Consider the following 15,987-nt stretch of genomic DNA (forward strand, 5'->3'; position numbering starts at 1 on the left):
TGACCGGCTGCGGCCAGCAAACGATATGGCGCCGGCGCTCAAGGAATGGAAAACAGCTATGAACAACTATGTGCTTACGGTGACCTGCCCTTCCACCCGTGGCATCGTTGCCGCGATTTCCGGCTATCTCGCCGCCGAAGGCTGCAATATCATCGACAGTTCGCAATATGACGATCTGGACACCGGCCGTTTCTTCATCCACATCAGTTTCATTTCCGAAACCGGGGCCAGTCTCGAAAGTCTCATGCAAGGCTTCGAGGCGGTCGCGGCGCCGTTCTCGATGGACTACAAGTTCCATGACGGCTCCTACAAGATCAAGACGCTGATCATGGTGTCGCGATTCGGTCATTGCCTCAACGACCTGCTCTATCGCTGGCGCATCGGAGCGCTGCCGATCGATATCGTCGGCGTGGTCTCCAACCATCTCGATTACCAGAAGCTGGTGGTCAACCACGATATACCGTTCTTCCATATTCCGGTGAACAAGGATACCAAGGCGACGGCCGAGGCGCGGCTGATGGAACTGATCGACCAGACCGATACCGAGCTTGTGGTGCTGGCGCGCTATATGCAGGTGCTTTCCGATACGCTTTGCCGCAAGATGGCGGGCCGGGTGATCAATATCCATCATTCCTTCCTGCCGTCCTTCAAGGGCGCTAATCCCTACAAGCAGGCCTATCAGCGCGGCGTCAAGCTGATCGGCGCGACCGCGCACTACGTGACGCCGGATCTCGACGAGGGCCCGATCATCGAGCAGGAAACGGTGCGCATCACCCATGCCCAGAGCCCGGACGATTATGTGGCGCTGGGGCGCGACGTCGAGGCGCTGGTGCTGGCCCGCGCCATCCACGCCCATATCCATCACCGGGTGTTCATCAACGGCAACCGCACGGTGATATTCGCGCCATCGGCCGGCTCCTACGCATCGGAGCGCATGGGCTAAAATCCTGTCCTGCAAGGCGAGATTCATCCGTTTTGCATCCAAGGGATGTATTTATTGACGAGCCGTCAATTTTGTCGGCCGGTCCCTTGTCCGGCGATTGCTCCGCGCTATCTATGAACCAGCGGAGAATTGCGAACCACATTGGTGCAACCGCTTGAGAAATAAATTTTAATTTTTTCATCAATTGTGTCATGAATTTGAAGAATATCCCCACTATCGATAAAATATAATTCTGGTATTCGTGGCCGCCTTTGGCTATCACAGAAGCCGGAGAGCGGCTTTTGCCGCTATTAGGAGAGGAAGCGTTCGATGCCTGTCGAAATGGATACTTCAAAAACCAATCAGCGCCGAAATCTCATTTGTGCCTTGTTTTGCGTCTGTCGTTCAAAAGGCAGTGCTGCCTGATCCATTGACCGGGAGGCCGGCTCCGGCTTCCCACCGTAAAATGCCCAGCTTCATAGGAGCTAGGCTGCATACGCAGGTTGAAAACATAAAGGCCGACCGGTTTTCAAAGGTCGGAGGTGCATTTCATGAAAAAGCAAATGGTTGAATTCGCCGGCCAGTCCGTCGGCATTGTTGTCCCCGAGAACGGCCGGTTGAAGTTCGTGGCGGTGAAATTTCACGTGCACGGTCTCGACGGCCGTCTCTACGAAACGATGGACGAACTGCGCCACGCCATCCGCGCCCATGTGGAAAATTTTTATCGCAAGGGGCCGGATCAGGCCCTCGCCGGCTGATTTTCCGGTTCCCGGTTGCTTTGATCTGGAACAAGGATCATGCTCGGGCGTTACGTTACGGAAGTAGCTTAATCTCAGGAGTTCACAATGGTAGCCAATAAATCGACGGAAGCCCAGGCGGGCAAGGCGACGGAAGCCGACATTCAGGCTCAGATCGACCAGTTGCGCGGAGATATCTCCGAACTCACGAAGATGATCGGATCGCTTGGCAATCAGAAGGCCTCTGAAGCCCGCGTCAAAGCCGAGAAATTTCGGGACGATGCCGTCAAGAGCGGACAGGACGCCTATGACCGCGCCCGTGAAGAAGCGCTTTCTTTCGAGGAAGACGTCGAGGATCATATCCGCAGCCGCCCGCTTCAGTCGATCATGGTGGCTGCCGGTTTCGGATTTCTGATGGCGCTCCTGACGCGGCGCTAGATGATGGATCGGCTCATATCACTCGTGGCGGCCGCCATGGCAGTGGATGGCCGCATAGTTGCGCGTTCAGCCAGGCGTAATGCGATTGTCGCGGTTGTTCTGTTCTTCCTGTTCCTCGCCGCCTTCGTCAGCGGCGTGGCGGCGCTTGCCATCTACCTTGCGGAGAAATTCGGGCCGCTCGGCGCCGCTCTGACCATCGCCATTGCCTCGCTGGCGCTTGCGCTGTTCGTGCTGGCCTATGCGATTATGATGAACCGGATGGAGCGAAGGCGCTTCCGGGCTGCGAAATACGCGACCGAGGATATGCTGCAGAGCCTCGCCGGGCTTGTGCCGACAATGATCAACCAGAAACCGATCACCGGCATGGCATCGATCGCCGCGCTCGCCTTTGTGCTGATGCGCGCCTACCAGAAGAAAAAATGACAGCGGACATGCGAGCGAGGCGACGGGGCGACCCGTCGCTTTGCCGTTTTGCGCTGCCGGGAATGACACATGACCATGAATACGATCAACGGCATACCGCAGATGGGTTTCGGCACCTGGAAGCGGACTGGCAATGAGGCCTATGAGATGGTGAAGGCCGCGCTTGAAGCCGGTTACCGCCATATCGACACCGCCCAGGCCTATGACAATGAAAGCCAGGTGGGCAATGCGATTTCCGATTCGAGCTTCACGCCGGCGGATATTTTCGTCACCACCAAGGTCTGGATCGACAATTACGGGCCGGGCGCCTTCCGTCCGAGCGTGGAGGAAAGCATGGCGCGGCTGCGGCTCGACAAGCTCGACCTTCTGCTTCTGCATTGGCCCGGCCGCCCCGACGGGCCCGCCTTCGAGGATTATATCGGCGAGCTTGCCGCGGTTTACGACGAAGGCCTGACAAAGCGCATCGGCGTGTCCAATTTCAATACCGCCCTGCTGGCGGAAGCCGCGCGCCTGCTCGGCGATCGCAAGATTTCCACCAATCAGGTCGAGTGCCACGTGTTCAACCAGAACGGGATCGTGGCCGACTATTGCCGGGAGCACGATATCGCGTTGACGGCCTATTCGCCGCTGGCCCAGGGCAAGATCGTCGGCAATCCGATCCTGAAGGAAGTGGCAAACGCCCATGAAACCGGCGAGGGCGAAATCGCGCTCGCCTTCCTGATGGCGGAAGGCCATGTGGTGATCCCCACCTCAAGCCGGCCCGAGCGGGTGAAATCCAATCTGGATGCGGCCGCCATTCGGCTTTCCGGCGAAGAGGTCGTGCGCATTCGCGAGCTTGACGCCGGCATGCGGATGATCGATCCGGAATGGGCGCCCGACTGGGACTGAACTGGCAGCACTCGCTATGATGCGCTGCCAACATGCTGAAATTGTTTATTAAAACGCAATTTTCCGGATTGCGGCCGCCGGCAAAATACGTCAGCCTCTGATATTGTCAACGACAATGAGGTGGACCATGAAACGTGCTTCGGACTTCGAGTTGCAGCTTGCCGGCTACGGGCTTACGACCGCGCATATCCTCTACCGCCTTCCGGATTTCGAAAGCCTGCTGCAGACCTATGTCTGGCAGGACTACGACCTCGCCCCCGATTTCCCCGAGATGCACAAGTTTCTCGACTTCTGGAAGGAAAAACTCGACGGGCCGCTGCACTCCGTCCGCTATGCCCACAGGAGGCTGATCGGACCCAGTGAATGGCGGCAGGTATCAGGGGAGTTCACGATCCACTAAATTTCTCATTCCCCGCCGGTATCGATCACCGCCTGCAACTGCTCCTTGGCAGACAGCATCAGGCCGATGGGGTTGATGGCGACGATATCGTCGATCCGCGTTGCGCCATTCTCCTGAATCATCGAGAAGCGCGCGGTCGAATAGGTCTGGTACTCGGCCGCCTCGCCCATGCAGGAAAAGGCCTGGAACCGCACGGTGACATGGAAAACGTCGTTCACCGGCTTCGGCGGGGAAATCGTGACGTTCTCGAGCGGGCAGCCATCCTGAGCGTTGGTCACGACATCATAGTCGAAGGGTGAACCGGCTTCCTGCGCATAGGGCGTCTCCATCGCCTCGGCATAGCGCATCTGGAAATCCGCGCTGAACAGGCGGGACAGACGGTCCTCGGAGAACAGCGCCTCATACTGCGCCGAACCGGCCGCCCAATTGTTCTCCGTCACGGCCATGACTTCGCGAACGGGCTGCGCCGGCTCGTCGGCGAGCGCCGGAGTGGCGAAGACGAGAATGGTGAGCAGGGCTTTGAGTGACAATTGACAGACCTTCCGCTGGAACGTGTTTCCTGAGGTTACAGGTGATTGTCGGATCCGTCGACCCGGTCGAGCACCAGCGGCCGTTCAGCCGGGGCGCGATCGGCGATACCGATAGCCTTGAGCAGGGCCGCGGCGGCGGCCTGCCAGTCTTCTTCAGTGGCTGCATGCACGAGGCCAAGCGGTTCGCCGGCCTCGATCCTTGTTCCGAGCGGCCTCAGCGCCGAATAGCCGACGCTGTGATCGATGCGGTCGCCGGGTCGCTTCCGTCCGCCGCCAAGCGACACCACGCTCATGCCGATCGCCCTGGCGTCGATTGTTGAAAGATAGCCGGAGGCGGGGCTTTCGACCGCGCGGATCATCGCGGCTTTGGGAAGGTAGCTCTCCCACCGCTCGACGAAATCCGCCGGGCCGCCAAGGCCTGCCACCACCCTGCCGAAGGTTTCCAGCGCCTTGCCGCTTGCGAGCGTTTCGCGAGCGATGGCGCGGGCGCGATCATGGTCGTCGGCAAGTCCGGCATTCGCGATCATCTCGGCGGCGAAGGCGAGCACCACGGTTTCAAGCCGCGTTCCGGATTTTTCGCCGCGCAGGAATGACAGCGCGTTTTCGATCTCGACCGCGTTGCCGACGGCATCGGCGAGCGGCTCGTTCATGTCGGTGACGAGCGCTGTCGTGGCCAGTCCCGCGCCATTGGCGACCTTCACCAGAAGGCGGGCGAGGGCCTTTGCGTCATCCGGATCGGACATGAACGCGCCATTGCCGAATTTCACGTCGAGCACCAGCGTCTGAAGCCCGGCGGCGAGCTTTTTCGACAGGATCGAGGAGACGATCAGCGGCATCGATTCGACCGTCGCCGTGACATCGCGGATTGCGTAAAGCCGCTTGTCGGCGGGCGCGAGTTCCGCCGTCTGGCCAATGATCGCGCATCCGGCTTGGCCGATGACCCTGCGGAGCGCGGTTTCGTCGGGGCTGATCGAGTAGCCCGGTATCGATTCCAGCTTGTCGAGCGTGCCGCCGGAGGGGCCGAGCCCCCGTCCCGAGATCATCGGCACGGCAAGCCCGGCGCCGGCTGCGATCGGGGCGAGCATCAGCGAGACATTGTCGCCGATCCCGCCCGTCGAATGCTTGTCGGCGATCGGGCGGTCGATGCCGGGCCAGGTGAGCACATGGCCGGAATCGCGCATGGCGAGCGTCAGCGCCACCGTCTCTGCCTCGTCCATGCCGCGAAAGAAAACGGCCATGGCGAAGGCGGCGGCCTGCGCTTCGGAAAGCGTCTCGTCGCTGAGCGCGCCGATAAAGGCGGAGATGTCCTCACCCGAAAGCGTCAGCCCGTCGCGCTTCCTGCGGATGATCTCCTGGGCGAGCATGTATCAGTAACCGCTGGCCGCGGCACTACCCGACTGCTTGCCGTCAAGCACGGCCCGGATGTCATTCAGAAGTCCGGACGCGCCGAAGCGGAAGGTCGTGGGCATCACCCAGCCCTCGCCCATCACGGTTTCTGCAAGGCTCAGATAGAGCTGGGCGTCGCGCACCGACGAGATGCCGCCGGAAGGCTTGATGCCGACCTTGCGGCCCGCCTGACGAATGACGCCGAGCATGATGTCGGCGGCTTCAAGCGTGGCGTTGATCTTGACCTTGCCGGTGGATGTCTTGATGAAATCCGCGCCTTCTGCAATCGCCAGTTCGGCAGCCTTGCGGATCAGGGCGGCATCGCCAAGCTCGCCTGTTTCCAGAATGACCTTCAGCGTCACCGGTTCGCGGCAGAGAAAGCGCACGGCCCGCACCATCTCGCTGACGGCCCATTCATTGCCGGCCTTCAGCTTGGCATAGGGGATCACAAGGTCGATTTCGTCGGCGCCATCGCGGATCGCCTGTTCGGTCTCCGCTTCCACGGCCGAGATCGACATGTCGCCTGCGGGGAAATTCACCACGGTCGCGATCCGGATCAGGTGGTCGGGGCCGAGCATCTGCCGGGCAAGGCTGACGAAACGCGGCCAGATGCAGATCGCCGCCGGGGTGCCGTAGGTCGTGTGGGCGCGCTCCAGCAGCGTCTCGATATCCCTGTCGGTGCAATCATCGTTGAGATTGGTCAGGTCAAGCAGCGAAAGCGAGACCGATGCGGCCTCCTGAATCGTGTGGTGTTTCATGGCTTACCCCCTGCCGATCGCGCGTTTGACAATGGCCGCCAGCTTGCGGCCGCCGACCGGCGCCATTTCCTTGGTTTCCTCATGGCCAAGTTCACCCTGGCTCATTCCGGCCCCGAAATTGGTGATGACGGAAGCCGCGGCGACCTTCAGACCCAGAAAGCGCGCCAGGATGACCTCGGGGACCGTCGACATGCCAACCGCGTCGGCGCCCAGGATCCGGGCCATGCGAATTTCCGCCGGTGTTTCGAAACTCGGTCCTGAAAACCACATATATGTGCCTTCCGCAAGTATTATATCGAGATCGGCCGCCGCCCGCCGCATGGCGTCGCCGAGTTCGCGGTCATAGGCGTGGCTCATTCCCGTGAACCGCCGGTCGGAATTCTCGCCGATCAGCGGGTTCATGCCGGAATAGTTGATATGGTCGGTCAGGAGCATCACCGAGCCGGGCGGCATGTCCTCGCGCAGCGATCCCGCGGCATTGGTGAGGAGCAGGTTTTCGACCCCAAGCGCTGCAAGGGTTTCGAGCGGCAGGCGCATGGCCGCCGCATCGCCCTGTTCATAATAGTGGACCCGTCCGGAAAGCACGATCACGGGGGTACCGGCAAGCGTGCCGGCGATCAGGCTGCCCTGATGGCCGCTGACCGCGCCGACCGGAAAACCCGGCAGTTCGGAAAACGCAAAGCGCCTCGGGTTCTCGATCTCGTCGGCAAGCCCGCCAAGGCCGGAGCCGAGCACGATGGCATGGCCCGGGGAGAGGTCGCCAAGCGCGTCTTTCAGCAGGAGCGCCGCCTCGCTCATCCGATGTCCTCGGTGAAGAAGGCATGGGGCAGCAGCGCGCCGACGGTCACGGTTTCGCGCACGCCGGCGTCATCGCACAGATAGACCTCGGCATCGGCGGCGGAAAATTCGGCAAGCTTCTGGCGGCACCCGCCGCAGGGCGTGCACAGCGCCAGACGCGGCGCGTAGACGGCAACCGCCCTGATCCTGCGCCCGCCGCCCATCACCATGTGGCCGATCGCGACGCCCTCGGCGCAGATCCCTTCCGGATAGGCGAGGTTCTCGACATTGGCGCCGGCATAGACCGCGCCGTCATCGGCGAGGATCGCCGCGCCCACCGGGAATTTCGAATAGGGCGAATAGGATCTGGCGCTTGCCGCGCGCGCGGCCTCGAACAGATCGGCTGGCTTGGTCAATTTACCGCTCCTTGGTATAGGGCACGCCGCCGGCCCTCGGCGGGCGGGCGGTGCCGATGAAGCCCGCCAGCAGCACGCAGGTGAGGATATAGGGCATGGCCTGGAACACCTGCACCGGCACCTCGCCGATCAGCGGCATCGACTTGCCCTGCATGAAATTGGAAAACGCGTCGAGAAAGCCGAACAGCAGGCAGGCAAACATCACCGGGACCGGCTTCCACTTGGCGAAGATCAGCGCCGCAAGCGCGATATAGCCCTTGCCCGCCGACATGTTGTTGATGAACGAGGCCGATTGCGCGATTGCCAGATAAGTGCCGGAAAACCCGCAGAGCAGGCCGGCGAGGATCACCGCGCGGTAGCGAAGCCAGGTCACCGAGATGCCGGCGGTATCGACCGCGCCCGGGTTCTCGCCAACGGCGCGCAGGCGCAGGCCGAAGCGGGTCTTGTAGACCACCCACCAGACGATCGGCACGGTCGCAAACGCGATATAGACAAGGATGTTGTTGCCGGAAATGACATCCGAATAGAGCTGGCCGAAAAAGCCCATCTGGCTTGCCGCCTCCGCGCCCGGAAGATCGATTTCGGTAAAGCGAGCGCTGTTTTCAAGCTGCGGCGTGCGCCCGCCCTGGCGGAACCAGGCGTTGCCGAGCACCACCGTCAGCCCAGCCGCCACGAAATTGAGTGCAACGCCCGAGACGATCTGGTTGCCGCGCGCGGTGATCGAGGCGTAGCCGTGGACAAGGCTGAACACGATCGAGATTGCGATGCCGCCGAGAAGCCCGAGCCAGGGCGAGCCGGTGTAATAGGCAACGACGGCGGCGGCGAAGGCCGAGGCCAGCATCTTGCCTTCGAGCCCGATATCGAAAATGCCGGAGCGTTCCGAAAACAGACCCGCAAGCGCCGTGAAGATCAGAGGAATGGACAGGCGGATGGTCGAGCCCAGCATGCCGATGATGATGTCAATGCTCTGCATCGCTCAGGCCCCCGCCGCCATCTGTCGTCTGGAAAACACCTTGACCAGCGCCGGCCGGTAGAGGAATTCCAGCGCGCCCGCAAACAGGATGACGAGACCCTGGATCATGACGATCATGTCGCGGGTGATCTGCGGCATCATGAACGACACCTGCGCGCCGCCCTGATAGAGAATGCCGAACAGGATCGCCGCCAGCAGGATGCCGAGCGGATGGTTGCGGCCCATCAGCGAGACGGCGATGCCGACAAAGCCCGCCCCGCCGACGAATTCGACCTGAAGCCGGTCAGCCGAGCCCATCACCACGTTGAGCGCCATCATGCCGGCAAGCGCGCCGGACAACAGCATGGTGATGATCACCGTGCGGGCATAGGGAATGCCGGCATAGGTCGCGGCCGTCTTGCTCATGCCGAGCGCGCGCACCGAATAGCCGAACTTGGTGCGCCAGATCAGGAACCAGACGGCGGCGCACATGACGAGCGCGATGATGAAGGAGACGTTGAGCGGTGCGGGGCCAAGTCTGGACCCGAACATCGCCATCAGCCAGTCGAGGTTCGGAAGCTGGCCGCCCGGGGCAAAGCCGCGCGTTTCCGGCGACATCGCGCCGGCGGGTTTCAGCACATGCACGAGCAGATAGACCATCAGCGCCGCGCCGATGAAATTGAACATGATCGTGGTGATCACGATATGGCTGCCGCGTTTGGCCTGAAGCCATGCCGGAATGAAGGCCCAGGCCGCGCCGAAAATGCCGGCGCCCAGAACGGCAAAGGGCATGGTCACATACCACGGCACATACCGGTCGAGCGCCAGCGCCACCAGCGCGCAGCCGAGCCCGCCGACATAGGCCTGGCCCTCGGAGCCGATATTGAACAGGCCGGCGTGATAGGCCATCGCCACCGAAAGCCCGGTGAAAATGAAATTGGTGGCGTAAAACAGCGTGAAGCCGATGCCCATGCCGTTGCCGAGCGCGCCGTTGATCAGAATGCCGAGCGCCTCGAACGGGTTCTGGCCGATCAGCCAGATGACGATGCCGGAGATCACCAGCGCCGTGGCGAGGTTGAGCAGCGGCATCAGCAGGAAGGTGACCCAGGAGGGCAGGGGCGTGTTGGCGGCGCTCATGTCGACCTCAAGATGCTATCCCGGCCATCATCAGGCCGAGTTTCTGTTCGTCCGCCGTCGGCGTGGTTTCTCCGACGATCTCGCCCACGAACATCACCAGGATGCGGTCGGCAAGGGCGCGGATCTCGTCAAGTTCCACGGATACGAGCAGCACCGCCTTGCCGCTGTCGCGCATATCGATGATGCGGCTGTGGATGAATTCGATCGCGCCGATATCGACGCCGCGGGTCGGCTGGCCGACAAGCAGGATCTCCGGATCGCGCTCGATTTCGCGGGCGACCACGATCTTCTGCTGGTTGCCGCCGGAAAAATTGGCGGTCTTCAGCAACGGATTGGGCGGGCGGATATCGTATTTCTCGATCTTCTCGCGGGCGTCATCGAGGATCGCCTGACGGTCCAGAACCCCGGCGCGGCCGTATTTCTCAAGGTGATGATAACCGAGAATACTGTTTTCGCGTTCCTCGAACGGCAGGATCAGCCCCATATGGTGGCGATCCTCGGGAATATGGGCAACGCCTTCGTGCCGGAACCGGGCGGGATCGGCATGATCGATCTTCCTGCCATCGATCCAGATTTCGCCGGAATGCGGTTTGCGGATGCCTGAAAGCGCCTCCAGCAGCTCCGACTGGCCGTTGCCGGCCACGCCGGCGATCCCCACGATCTCGCCCTTGCGGACATCGAAGGAGACGTTCTTGACCATCGGCACGCCGCGCCCGTCGTGAACGGTGAGATTGCGCACCGAAAGCGCGACCTCGCCCGGATTGGCCGCGCCCTTTTCCACGCGCAGCAGCACGCGGCGGCCGACCATCAGTTCGGCGAGTTCCTCCACCGTCGTCTCGGCGGTGTTGCGCGTCGCCACCATCTCGCCGCGGCGCATGACGGAGACCTTGTCGGTGATCGCCATGATCTCGCGCAGCTTGTGGGTGATCAGGATAACGGTCTTGCCCTGGTCGCGCAGCATGCCGAGGATCCGGAACAGGTGATCGGCTTCCGACGGCGTCAGCACCCCGGTCGGTTCATCCAGGATCAGGATTTCGGCGCCGCGAAACATCGCCTTCAGGATTTCGACGCGCTGCTGCAGGCCGACCGGCAATTCTTCGATCACCGCGTCGGGATCGACCTCCAGGCCGTATTCGCTTTCAAGCCGCTTCAGTTCCTTGCGGGCGTTGCCCGCGCCCTTCGCCAGCAACGGGCCGCCCTCGGCGCCGAGCATGAGGTTTTCCAGCACGGTGAAATCCTCCACCAGCATGAAATGCTGATGCACCATGCCGATGCCGGCATCGATCGCGACATCGGTGTCGGTGATCACCAGTTTTTCGCCATTGACTCTGATTTCGCCTTGATCGGCCTGATAGAAGCCATAGAGGATCGACATCAGGGTCGATTTGCCGGCCCCGTTTTCGCCGATAATGCCGTGGATCGTGCCCTTTTCAACCGTGAGGTTGATGTCCTTGTTGGCGCGGACCGGGCCAAAGCTTTTGTCGATGCCGATGAGTTCGATCGCGGGGCTCAAATGCTCTTGTACTCCAACAGGTGGTTGCCGTAGCCCTTGTGGAAAGACGTTCGCCGGAGGCGGGTGCTGCCGGATTGCAGGCGGGAGCGCCGGCCGGAATTGAAAAGCCGGGCGTCGGCTGATCAGCAGACGCCCGGCGAGGTTCAGATCAATTGGGGCAGGTATTGTCGACGGCGTAGTCGTGCACCTCGATCTCACCGGAGATGATGCCTTCCTTCGCCTTTTCGACGGCGGCCATCATCTCGTCGGTGATCAGCGGCTTGTTGTCGTCGTCATAGGCCCAGCCGACGCCGTTCTCGGCCACGCCGAGGCTGTTGACGCCGGGCTCGAACGTACCGTCCTGCGTGCCCTTGAAAGCCTCGTAGACGGCGTTGTCGACGCGCTTGACCATCGAGGTCAGAACCGAGCCCGGATGGACGTAATTCTGGTTGGAATCGACGCCGATCGAATATTTCTCGGCATCGGCGGCGGCCTGCAGCACGCCGAGGCCAGAGGCGCCGGCTGCCGCGTAGATCACATCGGCGCCTTGGTCCATCTGGTTCTTGGTGAGTTCGCCGGCCTTGACCGGGTCGTTCCAGGCAGCACCCGTGGTGCCGACCATGTTCTGGATAACCTTGACGTTCTCATCGGCCGCATGGGCGCCCTGGGCGTAACCGCAGCCGAATTTGTGGATCAGCGGGATATCCATGCCGCCGACAAAGCCGACCGTGCCAGTTTCGGATTTCATCGCGCCCAGAAGGCCGACGAGATAGGAGCCTTCTTCTTCCTTGAAGACGATGGACTGGACATTCGGGGCTTCGACGACGTCATCGACGATGTAGAACTGGGTATCGGGAAACTGCGGGGCGATTTTTTCGACGGCCGATTTCCAGGCGAACGACAGAGCGACGATCGGGTTGAAGCCCATCGATGCGAAGTTCAGGATCGCCTGTTCGCCCTGGGCATCGCCGGTGGGTTCGAAATCGCGGTATTCGACACCGGTCTCGGTCTTGAATTTTTCCGCGCCGTTATAGCCGGATTCATTGAAGGACTTGTCGAACTTGCCGCCGGTGCCGTAGACCAGCGCCGGCTTGAAGTCTGCGGCGAGCGCGGTGGTCGACATTGCGGCTACAGCCATAAGGCTCAAAATGGTCTTTTTCATATCGCAGCTCTGTTCCCTGTGCGTGAAACCCTGAGATCCCGGTCCTTGTCCGGGAAGGTTGCCGGCGCGCAATGGCCGGCCCTGCGCTCATGGTTGCACGGCTCAAACAAAATTTCACCACAAAATTTGCCCGAAGGGTAAAAAACGGGCGGTGCTCATCCATGCGGCAGGGCAAACGAAAAGGGAGCGCGAGCGCTCCCTTCCGGCAATGTCGATGTCACCTCTCGCGAGCGATCAGCCGACCGGGCAGGAAACGCCGGTGCCCCTGAGGCCGCAATAGCCTGCCGGGTTCTTCGCCAGGTATTGCTGGTGGTAGTCTTCGGCCGGATAGAATGCGCCGGCCTTTGCGATTTCCGTGGTGATCGCATCGCCGCGGCCGTTCTCCTTCAGGGCGGACTGGAAACGGTCGCGCACGCTTTCGGCAAGCTTCAGGTCGTCCTCGTCCTCGAGGTAGATCGCGGAGCGATAGGTGGTGCCGATATCATTGCCCTGGCGCATCCCCTGGGTCGGGTCATGGGCCTCGAAGAAGATCGCGAGCAATTGCTCGAGGCTTACCTGGCGCGGATCGTAGACCACCCGCACCACTTCGGCATGGCCGGTCAGCCCGGTGCAGGTTTCCTCATAAGTCGGGTTGGGGGTGATCCCGCCGGAATAGCCGGCAACGGTCACATGGACGCCGGGCGTCTGCCACAGAAGCCGCTCCGCGCCCCAGAAGCAGCCCATGCCGAGCATCACTTCCTTGAGATGACCGGGATAGGGCGGAGCGAGCGGCCTTCCATTGACGAAGTGCTCGCGGGCCGTCGCAATCGGCTCGGCGCGACCGGGAAGCGCCGTCCCGGCCGTCGGCAGCGTGGTCTTTTCCTTTTTGAGGGTCGAGAGAAACATCTGATTCTCCTTTGAACGAGTGCGCCGGTTCCGCTTTTCCTCCGTCGCGGAACGACGGCGACAGATGCATATTAGATAAGCATCGAAACGATCCGGCACAAGTTCCGGTTCCGCAGCGGGCTTGCTGGGCGCGGACATTCGTCCGCCGGTTGGGATCATTTCAAGAAACTGACAAATTCGGGTTGATCATCACGCCTTCATCGGTATATATCGCGCCGTTCCCGCCGCTCGGTTCCTCCGATGACGGCGTTAGACGGACAGGTGGCCGAGTGGTTGAAGGCGCACGCCTGGAAAGTGTGTATACGGGAAACCGTATCGAGGGTTCGAATCCCTCTCTGTCCGCCATTCAATCTGCCCAGCTAGTTTATTTTTTATATTTATATCAATAACTTAAACCTTTAAATCTCCGACTTCCTTTTGACGTTCTTCGGTTTCGCTACACAATATGCTACACATATCGCTCCATATTTTCTGATGGGAGCATGCGATGCCGCTTATGTTGAGAGGATCGATATTCTATATCCGGCGACGGGTCCCGAAGCGGTTTGCGCCGGTCGAAACACGGAGCTAGGTCTGGCTCAGCCTGCACACCGATTCCGAGATGCAGGCAAAGTTCAAGGAACCTCTCATCTGGGCCGAGCAGATCGAGGCCTGGGAAGCTCGGCTTGCTGGTGATAGCGATGATGCGGAAGCGCGGTTTCAGGCAGCGGCCGAATTGGCCCAGCGGCGTGGTTACCGCTATCTGACGGTCGAGAAAGTTGCCCAACTCCCCAGAACTGAGCTTCTGGAACGGATTGAAACCACCGCAGAGGAACGGCACGCGCCACGGGAGACAGCTGCATTGCTGGGCGGCGTTACCGAGCCGCTCATCACGGTCGAGCGTGCCCTTGAGCTTTACTGGTCGCTGGCAAAGGACAGAGCAGTCGGCAAAAGTGAAGATCAATTGCACCGCTGGCGCAACCCGCGGATCAAGGCCATCAGGAACTTCATCGGCGTTTGTGGAAATCTTCCCATCAACGAAATCTCCGGCGACGTGATGCTGGATTTTCGGGCGTGGTGGGTCGAACGCGTCGATATTGAGGGCATGTCACCCGACACAGCCAACAAGGACTTCACCCACCTCGGCGACGTGCTCAAGACAGTGAACAACATGAAGAGATTGGGCCTGGTTCTGCCGCTGACGGATATCGCGCTTAAATCCGGTGAGGCCAAAACGCGGCCGCCTTTCTCAAATGGGTGGATCAGGGATCAATTGTTGCGACCCGGAGCGCTTGACGGGTTGAATGATGAGGCGCGCGCCATCTTTCTCGCCATGATCAATACCGGAGCGAGACCAAGCGAACTCGCAGGGCTGACGCCCGGTGAGATTCATCTTGATGCCGATATTCCGCACATTTCGATCAAGCCGATCGGTCGGAAGCTGAAGAGTGGCAATGCCAAGCGTACCATACCCTTGCTGGGTGTTTCTCTTGAGGCCATGAGGCAGTTTCCGGATGGTTTTGGAAGATATCGGAAGCGCTCTGCGGGCCTGAGCGGTACAATTAACAAGTTTCTCAGGGAAAACGGCTTGTGCGAAACACCGGCGCACACGCTTTATTGCCTGAGGCATTCCTTCGAGGACCGCATGTTTGCCGCCGGTATTGACGAGCGCATCCGGCGTGATCTGATGGGCCATACCCTCAATCGGGAACGGTACGGCGCGGGCGCGAGCCTGGAGCAGATGAGTGATCTGCTTCAGCCGCTGTCATTTTGAGCGAGCAAGTTCCGAACATGGTTCACGGCGCTGTTCGATGTTCTTTCCTTCCTGAGGCCGTTGCAGCGTTCAAAGTATCCGCGGGAGAGCGAATTGACCGAAACGGCGGTGCACATCTCCGACGGACTCGGCCATAGCTTCGAAGACCGCATGCTTGCCGTAGGCTTGGATGAGTGTATCCGTCGCGACCTGATGGGGCACTCTTTGAACAGGAAACGTTATGGTCAGGGCGCCAGCCTCGAACATGTTCAGGGTTTGCTGAGTTCCCTTTCTCTCTGACGCAGAACAGCGCGGGCGCGGGCCAGTGCATCGTTGCGGCTGAGCTCCAGCTCTATCTCATGCTCCAGGCGTTCGAAGATCGGGATGTAGACGGGGTCGTCTGCTATGAGCGCGGCGACGGTTTCGAGGGCTGCTTGCAGACGGTCAGGCGCGCGCGAACCAGATCGCGCATCGCCTCGTGGGCGGGATCGGGGATCCAGACGGCGCTCAGTTCTCCAGCGCGATGAAGCCTTGCCAGATTGTTGGCATTCCGACGGTCTGTCTTGATCCGATCGCCCGGCTTTCGAGGGATCAATGAGGGGGCAACGACCACGCAGTCATGACCTGCGGCAGACAGTTGCCGTTGAATGCCATAGCAGCAGGGGCCCGCTTCGTAGCAAAACTTCAGCGTCCGCCCTGGCCGCGACAGCTTCGACAGCATACGTGCCAGAGCGGCGGGGGGTATTTGCGATCTGGCCGAATGCACGCACATCGCCGCGCCCACCACCATCGGCAAGTGCCACCGTGATCGTCTCTTTGTGAACATCCAAACCGACATACGTGATACCATAGTCCATGGCCCGTCTCCTATGCATGAGGCTCTGTGTGAGGTTAACTTACGCAACCCTCGATACCGGCATAGTGTGAGACGGGTCACCCGGTCCCAAGGCGA

18 protein-coding genes, 1 tRNA gene and 1 pseudogene are annotated in these 15,987 nt (G+C 60.9%); 9 read left to right on the forward strand and 11 right to left on the reverse strand.

Annotation, left to right across the window (positions count from 1 at the left end; all coding sequences use genetic code 11):
* Window positions 1-58 precede the first annotated feature (58 nt).
* The 6 genes from purU (at window position 59) to HQ843_RS11275 (ending at window position 3,808) form a co-directional block, all read left to right on the forward strand.
* A complete protein-coding gene (gene purU / locus HQ843_RS11250; RefSeq protein WP_180898230.1) occupies window positions 59-943 on the forward strand; it encodes a formyltetrahydrofolate deformylase in 885 nt (294 codons plus the stop codon).
* Between the two features lie 530 nt (window positions 944-1,473).
* On the forward strand, window positions 1,474-1,680 hold the full coding sequence (locus HQ843_RS11255) for a hypothetical protein (RefSeq protein ID WP_180898229.1): 207 nt from the start codon (window positions 1,474-1,476) through the stop codon (window positions 1,678-1,680).
* 87 nt (window positions 1,681-1,767) lie between these two features.
* On the forward strand, window positions 1,768-2,097 hold the full coding sequence (locus HQ843_RS11260; RefSeq protein ID WP_180898228.1) for a DUF883 family protein: 330 nt from the start codon (window positions 1,768-1,770) through the stop codon (window positions 2,095-2,097).
* A complete protein-coding gene (locus HQ843_RS11265) occupies window positions 2,098-2,520 on the forward strand; it encodes a hypothetical protein (protein WP_180903484.1) in 423 nt (140 codons plus the stop codon). It abuts the gene before it with no gap.
* Between the two features lie 69 nt (window positions 2,521-2,589).
* Window positions 2,590-3,408, forward strand: coding sequence for an aldo/keto reductase (locus HQ843_RS11270; RefSeq protein WP_180898226.1), 819 nt, complete (start codon window positions 2,590-2,592; stop codon window positions 3,406-3,408).
* Window positions 3,409-3,535: 127 nt separating this feature from the next.
* Entirely contained in the window at window positions 3,536-3,808 is a 273-nt protein-coding gene (locus HQ843_RS11275; RefSeq protein ID WP_180898225.1) for an usg protein, read from the forward strand.
* Between the two features lie 5 nt (window positions 3,809-3,813).
* Here HQ843_RS11275 and HQ843_RS11280 read toward each other — a convergent pair whose 3' ends face one another.
* The 10 genes from HQ843_RS11280 to msrA form a co-directional block, all read right to left on the reverse strand.
* Entirely contained in the window at window positions 3,814-4,338 is a 525-nt protein-coding gene (locus HQ843_RS11280; protein WP_180898224.1) for a hypothetical protein, read from the reverse strand.
* Between the two features lie 35 nt (window positions 4,339-4,373).
* Entirely contained in the window at window positions 4,374-5,702 is a 1,329-nt protein-coding gene (gene deoA / locus HQ843_RS11285) for a thymidine phosphorylase (protein WP_180898223.1), read from the reverse strand.
* Window positions 5,703-5,705: 3 nt separating this feature from the next.
* The gene (deoC, locus tag HQ843_RS11290) at window positions 5,706-6,482 is read right to left on the reverse strand and encodes a deoxyribose-phosphate aldolase (RefSeq protein WP_180898222.1); all 777 of its coding nucleotides are present in this window, start codon (window positions 6,480-6,482) and stop codon (window positions 5,706-5,708) included.
* 3 nt (window positions 6,483-6,485) lie between these two features.
* A complete protein-coding gene (locus tag HQ843_RS11295) occupies window positions 6,486-7,280 on the reverse strand; it encodes a purine-nucleoside phosphorylase (protein WP_180903486.1) in 795 nt (264 codons plus the stop codon).
* Entirely contained in the window at window positions 7,277-7,675 is a 399-nt protein-coding gene (cdd, locus tag HQ843_RS11300; protein WP_180898221.1) for a cytidine deaminase, read from the reverse strand. Before cdd ends, HQ843_RS11295 begins: the two co-directional genes overlap by 4 nt.
* 1 nt (window position 7,676) lies before the next feature.
* Window positions 7,677-8,648, reverse strand: a complete 972-nt coding sequence (locus tag HQ843_RS11305) for an ABC transporter permease (protein WP_180898220.1) — start codon at window positions 8,646-8,648, stop codon at window positions 7,677-7,679.
* Window positions 8,649-8,651: 3 nt separating this feature from the next.
* Complete coding sequence (locus HQ843_RS11310) at window positions 8,652-9,764, reverse strand: ABC transporter permease (protein WP_180898219.1); 1,113 nt, start codon at window positions 9,762-9,764, stop codon at window positions 8,652-8,654.
* 7 nt (window positions 9,765-9,771) lie between these two features.
* Window positions 9,772-11,277 (reverse strand): ABC transporter ATP-binding protein, encoded by a 1,506-nt coding sequence (locus HQ843_RS11315; RefSeq protein WP_180898218.1) that lies wholly within the window; start codon window positions 11,275-11,277, stop codon window positions 9,772-9,774.
* Between the two features lie 148 nt (window positions 11,278-11,425).
* Window positions 11,426-12,418, reverse strand: coding sequence for a BMP family lipoprotein (locus tag HQ843_RS11320; RefSeq protein ID WP_180898217.1), 993 nt, complete (start codon window positions 12,416-12,418; stop codon window positions 11,426-11,428).
* A 234-nt stretch (window positions 12,419-12,652) separates the two neighbouring features.
* Window positions 12,653-13,303, reverse strand: a complete 651-nt coding sequence (gene msrA, locus HQ843_RS11325) for a peptide-methionine (S)-S-oxide reductase MsrA (RefSeq protein ID WP_180898216.1) — start codon at window positions 13,301-13,303, stop codon at window positions 12,653-12,655.
* Between the two features lie 255 nt (window positions 13,304-13,558).
* Between msrA and HQ843_RS11330 the strand changes: the two genes are divergently transcribed.
* From HQ843_RS11330 to HQ843_RS11340, 3 genes are all read left to right on the forward strand, one after another.
* A tRNA-Ser gene (locus tag HQ843_RS11330) sits at window positions 13,559-13,648 on the forward strand.
* A gap of 256 nt (window positions 13,649-13,904) precedes the next feature.
* Window positions 13,905-15,056, forward strand: a complete 1,152-nt coding sequence (locus tag HQ843_RS11335; protein WP_246710348.1) for a tyrosine-type recombinase/integrase — start codon at window positions 13,905-13,907, stop codon at window positions 15,054-15,056.
* Between the two features lie 93 nt (window positions 15,057-15,149).
* A complete protein-coding gene (locus tag HQ843_RS11340) occupies window positions 15,150-15,335 on the forward strand; it encodes a hypothetical protein (RefSeq protein ID WP_180898215.1) in 186 nt (61 codons plus the stop codon).
* Window positions 15,336-15,468: 133 nt separating this feature from the next.
* Here the strand turns inward: HQ843_RS11340 and HQ843_RS11345 are convergent.
* Window positions 15,469-15,892: pseudogene (locus HQ843_RS11345) on the reverse strand (IS110 family transposase); the annotation flags it as partial.
* Window positions 15,893-15,987: the final 95 nt, after the last annotated feature.

The sequence above is a fragment of the Martelella sp. NC20 genome, assembly GCF_013459645.1.
Taxonomy (GTDB): domain Bacteria; phylum Pseudomonadota; class Alphaproteobacteria; order Rhizobiales; family Rhizobiaceae; genus Martelella.

Coding starts and splice junctions, on each gene's coding strand:
- HQ843_RS11270 (WP_180898226.1), top strand. CDS start 2,590: ATGACCATGAATACGATCAACGGCATACCGCAGATGGGTTTCGGCACC.
- purU (WP_180898230.1), top strand. CDS start 59: ATGAACAACTATGTGCTTACGGTGACCTGCCCTTCCACCCGTGGCATC.
- HQ843_RS11295 (WP_180903486.1), bottom strand. CDS start 7,280: ATGAGCGAGGCGGCGCTCCTGCTGAAAGACGCGCTTGGCGACCTCTCC.
- deoC (WP_180898222.1), bottom strand. CDS start 6,482: ATGAAACACCACACGATTCAGGAGGCCGCATCGGTCTCGCTTTCGCTG.
- msrA (WP_180898216.1), bottom strand. CDS start 13,303: ATGTTTCTCTCGACCCTCAAAAAGGAAAAGACCACGCTGCCGACGGCC.
- HQ843_RS11255 (WP_180898229.1), top strand. CDS start 1,474: ATGAAAAAGCAAATGGTTGAATTCGCCGGCCAGTCCGTCGGCATTGTT.
- HQ843_RS11275 (WP_180898225.1), top strand. CDS start 3,536: ATGAAACGTGCTTCGGACTTCGAGTTGCAGCTTGCCGGCTACGGGCTT.
- HQ843_RS11265 (WP_180903484.1), top strand. CDS start 2,098: ATGATGGATCGGCTCATATCACTCGTGGCGGCCGCCATGGCAGTGGAT.
- HQ843_RS11320 (WP_180898217.1), bottom strand. CDS start 12,418: ATGAAAAAGACCATTTTGAGCCTTATGGCTGTAGCCGCAATGTCGACC.
- HQ843_RS11335 (WP_246710348.1), top strand. CDS start 13,905: ATGCAGGCAAAGTTCAAGGAACCTCTCATCTGGGCCGAGCAGATCGAG.
- deoA (WP_180898223.1), bottom strand. CDS start 5,702: ATGCTCGCCCAGGAGATCATCCGCAGGAAGCGCGACGGGCTGACGCTT.
- HQ843_RS11260 (WP_180898228.1), top strand. CDS start 1,768: ATGGTAGCCAATAAATCGACGGAAGCCCAGGCGGGCAAGGCGACGGAA.
- HQ843_RS11305 (WP_180898220.1), bottom strand. CDS start 8,648: ATGCAGAGCATTGACATCATCATCGGCATGCTGGGCTCGACCATCCGC.
- HQ843_RS11310 (WP_180898219.1), bottom strand. CDS start 9,764: ATGAGCGCCGCCAACACGCCCCTGCCCTCCTGGGTCACCTTCCTGCTG.